The following is a 9,900-nucleotide window of genomic DNA, read 5'->3' as shown; positions in this document are numbered from 1 at the left end:
CGAATACCTGGCTTTTTTACTATATGGACTTTTTCAGTGCCCTCATAAAAATCGGTCTTTTTTGTATAACGTCTTTAACTAACGCCCCCTATAGTTTAAGTGATAATCTTCACAATCTTTTGTGTAGGAGAATATAAAAAAGACGCCTTCTTACTAAAGAAAAGCGCCCGATTGCGGAAGATAATTTAAGATTGAGTTATTCCTTGATCTCAAAATGTGGATTCCACACTACTTCCCACAAGTGGCCATCCGGGTCTTGAAAGTAACCAGAGTAACCACCCCAAAAAGTGTCATGTGGTTGGACTGTTATAATAGCATCGGCCTTCCTTGCCTGTTCCATTACTTTGTCAACTTCTTCTTTACTTTCTACATTATGACCAATAGTAAATTCAGTAGGACTGGGAACGGTCTGATTAATCTGGGCATCATGTGCAATATTTTTGCGCTGAAAAATAGCAAGTTTTATGCCTGATAGTAAGTCGAAAAAAGCAACGGCGCCATGCTCAAATTCTTTGCCAACTATACCTTCTGTTGGAAGCCCCAACCCGTCTCGATAGAATTTCAAAGATCTTTCTAAATCATCTACACCTAATGTAAGTACTGTGATTCGTGGTTTCATAAAATATCATACCTCCTAAATATTCATAGCAAGGAAAAGGTGGGTCTTGTGGTAAAGCAAAATACACTACTAGTCCCAATTAGTTTAGGATTGATTCAATATGTTAAATAAATAGTATCATGTAGTTTAGCTTCTTGGATTTTAAAAAAACGGACACATTTACTTAGTGGTACTGTTTATCTTAAAAATTTGGTTGGGGGACATGCCATAATAACGTCTGAAATTATTGATAAAGTGAGGTTGATCAGAATATCCGTATTTTGCAGCAATATTAGCAAATCTATATTGATTACTATTATTTAGCTCTTGAAGAAGGCTTTGAAATCTGATGATACCTGAAAATTCTTTCGGGCTCACCCCTAACTCCTTATGAAATGTCCTTCTTATATTCCTTTCACTGTAATTGAGTTTTTCTGCCAAAGAGCGAATTGAAATCACTCCTTTATTAACATAAATATATTGCAGACCTGTTTGTAGCAAATAATTTGGTTTTGATTTGCTCATTAGTAGGAACCTCATTAGCTTTAGCTCAACCCTTTCAATTATTCTTGAAATTCCATTGGCTGATATGATTTCTTCTGTCATAAATGCAGCTTCTTCTCCCCATATATCTTCAAGAAATACATGATTTTCAATAAACTCAGAAATGGGATACCTTAACTCATGGTCTCAGCTATCTTGGGGCTTTTCCACTTACGCAAAAAGCACAGAATTGGAGCATTATCGTTTTAAATCAAATGGAACAGGGAGAGTTTAAAGGACTCTATCGTATACAAAATGTAAATAATTATCACAGCTAATTAAAAGATTGGATGCAATAATTTAATGGTGTGGCAACGAAATACCTCGATCATTATTTGAGTTGGTTTCAATTTTTAGATATCGTGAAACATCGAGGTGACAACGAAACAGTTAGGAAAAGATTGTTGATAGTTGCTTATTCTCAACCAATGTACTTATGATACACTTAGACTAACAGAATTTTGCATTTAATAAAACAAGGTAACTTGCAATGATGATAATCTCATGAATAAAGGAGAAATGAAAATGAGAAAACTCGTTCTATTTCTGCACGCATCGCTTGACGGTTTTGTAGAAGGGCCGAGCGGTGAAATGGACATTGGCTGGATTTCCTACGATGCTGATTTGGAAAAACACGCGAGAGAAATTCTGAGTACTGCCGAGACTGTCATTTGGGGACGTGGGACTTATCAGATGATGCACAGTTACTGGCCATCTGTGCCTTCGAACCCATCAGCTTCGAAGCATGAACTGAATCATGCCGAGTGGATCGAAAAGACAGCCAAAATCGTTTTTTCCACGACGCTGGAGAAAGTCGAATGGAACAATTCCAGACTGGTGAAAGAAGATGTCGAGGAAGAGATCAAGAACCTCAAACAGCAGCCAGGCAAGGATATGGTCATCCTCGGCAGTCCTAGGTTGGCACACTACCTTATGCAGCTTGATTTAGTAGATGAGTATAAAATTACGGTTTCTCCTGTTCTGATAGGCAGCGGGTTGCCGTTATTCCAAGGTCTCAAGGAGAAGATCAATCTTAAACTTATCGAAAACAAGACATTTGATTCTGGAGCATTAGGCCTCGTTTACCAGACGGTTAGATAACTTTGTCTCCTAAAGTAGATTACGCTAACGGATTACGTTAGCACAATAAAAGCAGCGGCAGTCTAGGTCTTTCAAGTTCCTAATCCGTCACTGCTTTTTTTACGAGTCAGTCTAATTCAGTTTGTCTGCACCAATCTTAAGGAGAGAGTATATCTTTCTTCAACTAACCTGCGCGTTAACTCAAAAAATTATATGAGTGTTTTGGTCATTATAAAATCAATTTGTTCTTCATCACCCATATAAAAAGAGTGGGCTCCAGTTTGAACAAACCCCATTTTCTTATAAAAAGCAATAGCATTTTCATTTTTTTCCCATACGCCTAGCCAGATTTTCTTTTTATTACTTTCCATCGCCATTTCCATAGCTTTATTGAACAGATATTTACCTAGCCCATGTTTTTGAAATTTATTTTTTATATAAATCCTCTCGATTTCCAGTGATTCACCACTCATTTCTTCAGACTGAGCATTATTGGTATTGACCTTTAAATACCCAGCGACTTCATTATTAAAATAAATAAAAAAGAATTTCGAAGAAGGGTTGGATAATTCTTTTTCTAATTGTTTTAAGTTAAATGCCCTTTCCAAATAGGCATTCATATTTTCGGGTGAATTCTGATGCTTAAATGTCTCATTAAATGTTTCATAACTAATTTCTTGAAGTTTGCGTGAATTTTCAAGGGTACACTTTTTTATATTGATAGTCATATTGATATCTCGTTCCTTTATATAATCAATAATTTCTCTTGTTTCCTTTTTTCACAAATCCCCAGTCTTTTTCTATATTTTTTCGTACTCTTTGGAGAAAATTTAAAATGGTTTCTATTTCTTTTTCGGAAAATCCCTGTAATGCAACGATATTGGAATAATCATTTTCTTTTTTTATAAAAGGATAAACATTTGTCCCTTTATCAGTTGGAAAGAGTTTTTTTATTTTTTTGTTATGTTCATCTTCTTTCTTTTCAATAAAGCCATTCATTTCAAGTTTTTTTATTGCACGAGCTGCGGTTGTTCGGTCTACTTTAATCATTTCAGCTACCTTTTCTTGAATGATTCCTGGGTTTTCACATATTCGCACAAGGTACAAATACTGCCCTTTTGTAAGGTCATATTCTTTAAATTCTATATTGCTTATAGAGTCTAATGCCCTGGCAATCGTTCCAATTTCACGTAGAATTTCCTTCATAAATACATCTCCAATTTATTGGATTCAAAAATACTTTAATAATTATTATAATATTTTTTGTTGTATTTACAACAAATTTAGAAGAAATTTTGTTTCCTTCTTCAACTAACCTGCTCCGTTAACTGAATAAGAAAAGGCTGCCGAAATGACAGCCACAGCCGGGATATTAAACAAAAGCACCCCGTTAGTTGAACAACTACATAGCTTATTTAAACTGTTCATAATTTCCTTTGGATTAGAGATACCGTTCTCCATAAAAACAGTTGCCCAATCCATAAACAATTTCCTATAATCTTCTTCATTCATATTTGAATGTAGGAGGGCTACTAGGCATACATCCAATCTAAACTTTGCCCTGAGCATAAACTGGTTAAAAGTCTAATTTTCAATAAGGAGTGAACTTCGAATGAATCCCTGGGGTCTTGAAAATTGTATCTTTCGTTTCACGTATTTGTGGCTTAGAAACGGAGACAATTTCTGGTTTTTTTTGACGACTGTCGGGCATGAAAGAGTTTATGGCTATAGGTTTTTCGGCGGAAGATGGAATCAATATTCGGTTGCTTTAAGAGATATTGTTAACTTCCATTGTTCTCCTCCAACTCCAACTCTATATTAAAACCCTGCATCTGACCTTAATAATCAGAGATCGTTTTTTTAAATCGAATACTGTGATCACCAGATATCCGCCACCTTCGTGTTCCCTTCCATCATTTATAGAACATTAATCATTTCGGTTAGCGTTCTTTATTTTGAAATTAGACTAAATTCCAAAACGAATGATGATAAAGACAAATTTGATCAGTTTGCGGTGTGGCTAGCAGCTACAGTTGGATGGAGAGAGAAACGTGATCATGATCACAATCACGATCATCATGATGGTGATTGTGGATTGGTCTTACAATCATTTCACTCCTGAATAATTTAATTTATTTTTTGTTCAATGAATATCCACCTTTTTAAAGTAGACGATGGTTGCTATGTATCCAAAGATAGATGTACAAAAATAGCGAGATAGGAAATTTCCGCAGGATATGTCGGTTATTATTTGCGATATCTCCGGCTGCAGCCCATGGAAATAGTCCCCTTGTTCTAGATTTTTTAAGTTATAGGTATAAATAAAAACACAGAAAAACCCATGCTATTTATGGGCTTCCCTGTGTTGCTTCCTTTTCAAATTCATTTAAATTATGGTCACACAACCTTGAAACACTATCTACTTGTTCGTTCATTCAGAAACTTCTATTTAAGAATAGATAAATAATAATTGATGGTAGGCTACTCATCTTATATAAAAGTCCCGTCTGTTCTTTTTCTTTCTTTGTTACTTTTTATAATTTCTCTTTCTCTAATGACTTATTGGCCGGTGCAAACCAACCGAGTAGAGCAATACCAACTAATACTCCATAGAAGACCAGAGTCCAAGCGGTACTATGTGGAAAATGATGGTCTAAGACACCAATATCCTGGTGGGCAAGCGTAATTACAGCAAGTTTGACACCGACCCAGGCAACAATTGCATAAGCAGTTGTTTCCAGTGCTGGACGCTGATCAAGAAGCTGCACAAACCAAGTTGCTGCATACTTAATCAAGATAAGGCCAGCAATCCCTCCAAGAACAACAACAAGGAACTTTCCTCCGTCCATGCCGCCGAAATTATCGAGCGGTGAATCCGGAAGACCAAGGGCAATAGCAACTGCAGCTAAAATCGAATCAATTGCAAAAGCAAGATCAGCTAAAGCAATCTTCCCTACTGTAGGCCAGAAACCTTTCCCTGCGGCTACCTCTGCTTCCTCTTCTACATCCTCACGAATATTCTCATTTTCTTTCCCGAACCGGGCCTTAATGACATGCTTTAAGCCTAAGTAAAGAAGATAAGCTGCTCCTATCGCTTGTACCTGCCAGACGTTTGCGATAAAAGAAATGGCAAAAAGTGCACCAAATCGGAAAAAGAAGGCCATAATGATTCCGTAATTTATTGCTTTTTTCTTCTGATCTTCGGGTAAATGCTTGGCTATAACTGCCAGTACAAGGGCATTATCGGCCGATAACAAGCCTTCTAACCCGATTAAAATTAACAATGCCCAAGCATACTCTAGCCAGATTGACTCCATCAACATCTTTCCTTTCTAAAACCTAAAATTTGATAAATAAATTCAGTAACAATAGTATTGCCCTAACAATCCAAAGGCAATTCTAAGAATACAGCTATACTCTTAGACATTTTCTGTATTCTATTAGTTATATTTCAACAAAAAACAAAAACAATTGCAACCCCAAGTTGGCAGTAATTAGTACTAGGAACATTTGATATAGTGTATAAGACACCGAAAAAACTCCCTGATTCTAAAGATCTAGGGTGCTCGAGTGCAACATAATAATTTTTATGTCAATTTAAATCTGCAGCTTACAAAGAACCTCTTGATAAATGACAAGGCGAAAAAGGCAATATAATTAATCAATAAGGCAGATTTGATAAAAACCGAATCAAATATTTTTTTGCAATGGTCTATTGAATACAGGAAACAGATTTAAAAGAAAATTTGATGATCAAATGAACGAAAATTGAAAGAATGGACTATTTTCACCAAATGAAGGCAAATTTATGTTTCAAGCAACACTGGCGCAACGGCTTTTTGATCCCCGACTACGCCAATGCACGCGAGCGCTTCAACAACCTCTTTTCCTTAGGTGATGTTGACAGACATTAATAATTCATAAAGGGAAATCTATTAGAAACCGGAATGTAAATTTCTCCGGTTTTTTCTTCTTCCTTCATTCCTACTAGTAACACAAACCATACAAGTGAATACAAAAAAACATAAGATATAGGGCAAGGTTAATTTTAGCCCTGCAAATTTAACAAAGAGAGGGGGAATTTTTCATGGGTTTTAGATTTGAAGACCGGGATGGCCATTCTAACGTTTGGTTGAATCCAGACTACAGTAATGCCGATCACTGTGATGATCGCAGACGCAAGAGGGACGACCGGGATGATGTGAGAGAACGCAGAGATGATCGCGATGATGATAAGAAAAGGCATTGGCTCTTTACTCTATAGAGTAATCGAAAAAAACGCTAATGAATTGGGTATACCCTTTCACTAGCGTTTTTAATTCCAAATTATTTTTTGTGCTTAATACCCGATATTTTGGGAATTAAAAGATTTTAGCAGGAGCGGCAATCCTAATCTCTGGTAACTGCCTAAACAATAGACAGTGCGCAGGGTACCTATCCCGCCTCAAAAATCTTTTAAAGAAAGAATCAGTTTAATTCAACTTTGGTAATTTCACTCAAATAAACCTCATTTAAAATCGATTCTTCATTCGCGACAACATATTCAATAACTGTAGGGCTTACTGTCCGGATAAAAACAAAAGCTGAATCATCTACATGCTCAATTCGAAACTTTTTCCGCTGAGTTTGCTTAATATCCAGTTGGTTGGTACCAGCTTCCGGCAGGCTGGTGTAATAAATTTCAAAGTCTTCTTCTGACGCATCAATGTATAAATGCCATACATTATACTTTTCTGCTGGGTCAATCACCGTTTTAAATTTTCCTTTTTTCGCTCTTCCAAGAAAGTACTTAAACTTTGATTCGTCATTTACAATATTGTGGTCAATAACTTTTATACTACCGCCTTTTCTGCTTTGAACAAGTCCGAAGGCAACACCTGTTTTTCCCGTAGGCGCAGTTAAAATGTTATGGTTAACCACTCTGTTTCTTTCCTCTTGTTTTAAATAAGCAGCTTCCGTTCCTAGCGGTGGAAAAACTTCAAAAAAATCACCAGACACCTCTCCCCAATTTTGAACATTTTGCACTTCTTCTTCAATCCATTTATTAAACAGATTCATCACGACTGGAGATTTACTTGAATTGCCCGCAAGCAGGATAATCAATTTATTTATTTCGCTGTGTTCTGACCGAGTAAAAGCGCGTCGTAAAGACTCAAAGAAATTTTTAATTCCTTTTTCAATTCTTTCTTCAATCAGTTGCTCCAATTCATCTTGATTGACCAAAAGTTCAACATTGAGTTTTGCCTGGCCGGCTTTGTCGAACAGATCCGCCCGTATCATGCCATGTTCAAACTGTTCATCATACCCTTCTTGTCTTTCCCAAAGAGGTCTTAATTTTTCTACCAATTGTTTCATATTTAAATTCGATTCTTGCGACTCATTAATCAACGTTTCACTTCCAGGAAATTTCGTGCATTCTGCGGGAAGAGTACATGAGATATTCAATTCACGCATTGTTTTTTGGTTATGTTTAAACACTTGGAATGCTAAAAACTCCAGTATGTTTTCTCCACCTAAATAACGGTCTCCGCCCGCCCCGAAATGCTCAATAACATAGTCATATCTTCTTTCCTTTAAACCTGCCTCACGCCAAATACCAAAATCAAAATCTGTCGTTCCTCCACCAAAGTCAAATACGCCATAATACGTTTTTTCATCTTCTTCCGGTTCAAAACCATATTCTTGCAAGGCACAAATTGCATAAGCTGCTGGTTCACTTGCACCCGCTGTGACACGGAATTTTTTCATCAATTCTTCATCCTGCTGAATCGGAATGGGAAGCGTCTTTTTTAATCCCTGCTCGAAACTCTTTAGGATTTTTTTTCTTACTTCTTTTTCATATGTGACCGGGAAAGATAATGTGTAGTCTAAATAAATTCCATTGTGCTGGTTGTTGATATACAAACCGAGGTAGTAGGCATATAACTCAATCGGATTAATTTCCTGCTCTGTTAAGTCTAAAAAGGAGCGAAGCACAACGGCATACCCCTTTTTGTCTTTTAATCGGAGATGGTTTTTCTTTTCTCCAGCCCACTGCTTGAGATTATTCAAGATAGAATAGTAATGGTCACTTTTTCCATTCATCAAGCTATTAAACGCCGTGTGGGAAACGGTAACATCCTGCCATTTCGTCTCGGGTCTTCCTTCCTTTTCTAGATAAAACTCCATGAAATTTTTTAGATCAATAAACTCCATAACAGTTGGATTTTCATAATGCCAATCTTGTACTTCAGTATTATAGTAGCCAACCCCCACACGCATTGGAAGCGTAACGTCACTTTCCTCTTGGTAAACGACTACTGTACTTTTCGTTCCAAAATCAATGCCGACTACGCCATCCTCCCGAATATCCATCTTAGGGTTTCTGGCCATTATTTCATCATTCAGTTTTATCATTAAAGGTTTATCTTCATGAAGGACAGGCCATAAATCCCAATGTCCCCGATTTGGATCTGTTAACATCTTTTCATCATATGTAACGATATCCGCCCTTACTTTTTCAGAGTTTAACAGTTTCTCAATGATCGCCTTAGAATCAATACTGATGGACGGTAATTCTTTCTGGAACGTTTCATGATCTAAATCCTTTAATAGATACAATGTCAGCAAATAATCATATTCTTTTTGGCGTTCTGCGCTTAATCCGCTTGGTACTAAACCGTTTTCCAGCCATAGTTGGAGAGCCTTTTGATCACTAATTTCAAAGGCATTTTCCCCATTTAACCGGAAAACAGGAACGAAAAATCCTTTCCCCTGCAAATCAGTTTTTTGATTTACTACATCGTAATGTTGAATGTCATACTCATTGACTTTGAATGCTATTGATTTAGGAGAGTTCGCTGCTGTATTGGCAAATATTCTTGAAACAGAAGGATTTTTCCCCGAGGAGAAATCGTCTAAAGCCATTATTTTCTTAAATACAGGATGTTCTGTTGTATCAAAACTGTTGGAAGCTTCTTCATGCGTCATGGCATCACCATTAAAACCGGAAACATCCAAATGCTTTTTGTAATCAAAATCATCTTCCACCAGTGGATAGTGTTTTCGATATGGAAATAAAGCTGCAATGCTGTGATCATAAACAACATTTACATTATTCATGTAAACCCATCTAGAACGAATCAGCTTTTTAATGTCTTGAAAGAAGCTTGATTCAACCTTAAAAAAGGTTTCTTCTGCTCTCTGATATAAATGGCTGATTAATGACCTTACTTCTTTATAAGTCATGGAAATGGCAGAGACAGGAACGGTTTGTGCGTCAGGTGAAAATAATACCCGCTCGTCATTCTTTTCCATTAAGTGAATAGGACTGTCTTCCAAACTTTTTTCATCTAAAGTTGTTGTTACGCTCTCAAGAGATTTTTTAACTTCCGCTGCTTCTTGTTTTTCGATTTCCGTTAAGGATTCTGCAGAGAGAGCATCACCAGACTCCATGCGGCATATGATATCGCCAATCTTGACTAGAGTGTCTTCACCTGCAGACAATTCTTTAAGAGTGCCTTCTGTTTCTGAAAAGAGGTCAAATTCAATATCCCCACTGCTGAATTTTGCTAAAGCATCGCCCACTGAAATATAGTCTCCGGGCTGTTTATACCATTGAACAAGAAGAACTTTTTCAATATCCTCTCCAAGCTCTGGAATCGTAATGGATGTCATGTCAATTTCCCCCTAGTTATCAT

The 9,900-nt window shown here is 36.8% G+C and carries 7 protein-coding genes and 1 pseudogene; 2 read left to right on the top strand and 6 right to left on the bottom strand.

Features of this window, described 5'->3' with window-relative positions:
• Positions 1–196: 196 nt before the first annotated feature.
• Both BTO28_RS13370 and BTO28_RS13365 read right to left on the bottom strand, forming a co-directional pair.
• Entirely contained in the window at positions 197–619 is a 423-nt protein-coding gene (locus BTO28_RS13370) for a VOC family protein (protein WP_076767084.1), read from the bottom strand.
• 159 nt (positions 620–778) lie between these two features.
• Complete coding sequence (locus BTO28_RS13365) at positions 779–1,204, bottom strand: helix-turn-helix transcriptional regulator (protein ID WP_076767082.1); 426 nt, start codon at positions 1,202–1,204, stop codon at positions 779–781.
• A 94-nt stretch (positions 1,205–1,298) separates the two neighbouring features.
• Between BTO28_RS13365 and BTO28_RS16845 the strand changes: the two are divergent.
• Positions 1,299–1,612 (top strand): annotated as a pseudogene (locus BTO28_RS16845) (IS1595 family transposase); the annotation flags it as partial.
• Between the two features lie 54 nt (positions 1,613–1,666).
• Positions 1,667–2,242, top strand: a complete 576-nt coding sequence (locus tag BTO28_RS13360; protein ID WP_076767080.1) for a dihydrofolate reductase family protein — start codon at positions 1,667–1,669, stop codon at positions 2,240–2,242.
• A 188-nt stretch (positions 2,243–2,430) separates the two neighbouring features.
• Here BTO28_RS13360 and BTO28_RS13355 read toward each other — a convergent pair whose 3' ends face one another.
• The 4 genes from BTO28_RS13355 to BTO28_RS13340 form a co-directional block, all read right to left on the bottom strand.
• Positions 2,431–2,949 carry a GNAT family N-acetyltransferase gene (locus BTO28_RS13355; RefSeq protein ID WP_076767078.1) on the bottom strand — a complete coding sequence of 173 codons (519 nt, stop codon included), beginning with the start codon at positions 2,947–2,949 and terminating at the stop codon, positions 2,431–2,433.
• A gap of 25 nt (positions 2,950–2,974) precedes the next feature.
• A complete protein-coding gene (locus BTO28_RS13350) occupies positions 2,975–3,427 on the bottom strand; it encodes a MarR family winged helix-turn-helix transcriptional regulator (RefSeq protein WP_076767076.1) in 453 nt (150 codons plus the stop codon).
• A gap of 1,328 nt (positions 3,428–4,755) precedes the next feature.
• A complete protein-coding gene (locus BTO28_RS13345) occupies positions 4,756–5,538 on the bottom strand; it encodes a TerC family protein (protein ID WP_076767074.1) in 783 nt (260 codons plus the stop codon).
• A gap of 1,150 nt (positions 5,539–6,688) precedes the next feature.
• Positions 6,689–9,877 (bottom strand): biotin/lipoyl-containing protein, encoded by a 3,189-nt coding sequence (locus BTO28_RS13340; protein WP_076767072.1) that lies wholly within the window; start codon positions 9,875–9,877, stop codon positions 6,689–6,691.
• Between the last annotated feature and the right edge of the window lie 23 nt (positions 9,878–9,900).

The organism is Domibacillus epiphyticus (assembly GCF_001975785.1).
In the GTDB taxonomy this organism is placed as follows: Bacteria; Bacillota; Bacilli; order Bacillales; family Domibacillaceae; genus Domibacillus; species Domibacillus epiphyticus.
Note: the sequence above shows the minus strand (reverse complement) of the source record. Positions and strands in the feature narration are given on the sequence as shown.

What these genes read in the sequence shown, in the direction of transcription:
- BTO28_RS13345 (WP_076767074.1), bottom strand. Translation starts at nt 5,538, where the DNA reads ATGGAGTCAATCTGGCTAGAGTATGCTTGGGCATTGTTAATTTTAATC.
- BTO28_RS13360 (WP_076767080.1), top strand. Translation starts at nt 1,667, where the DNA reads ATGAGAAAACTCGTTCTATTTCTGCACGCATCGCTTGACGGTTTTGTA.
- BTO28_RS13365 (WP_076767082.1), bottom strand. Translation starts at nt 1,204, where the DNA reads ATGACAGAAGAAATCATATCAGCCAATGGAATTTCAAGAATAATTGAA.
- BTO28_RS13355 (WP_076767078.1), bottom strand. Translation starts at nt 2,949, where the DNA reads ATGACTATCAATATAAAAAAGTGTACCCTTGAAAATTCACGCAAACTT.
- BTO28_RS13370 (WP_076767084.1), bottom strand. Translation starts at nt 619, where the DNA reads ATGAAACCACGAATCACAGTACTTACATTAGGTGTAGATGATTTAGAA.
- BTO28_RS13350 (WP_076767076.1), bottom strand. Translation starts at nt 3,427, where the DNA reads ATGAAGGAAATTCTACGTGAAATTGGAACGATTGCCAGGGCATTAGAC.
- BTO28_RS13340 (WP_076767072.1), bottom strand. Translation starts at nt 9,877, where the DNA reads ATGACATCCATTACGATTCCAGAGCTTGGAGAGGATATTGAAAAAGTT.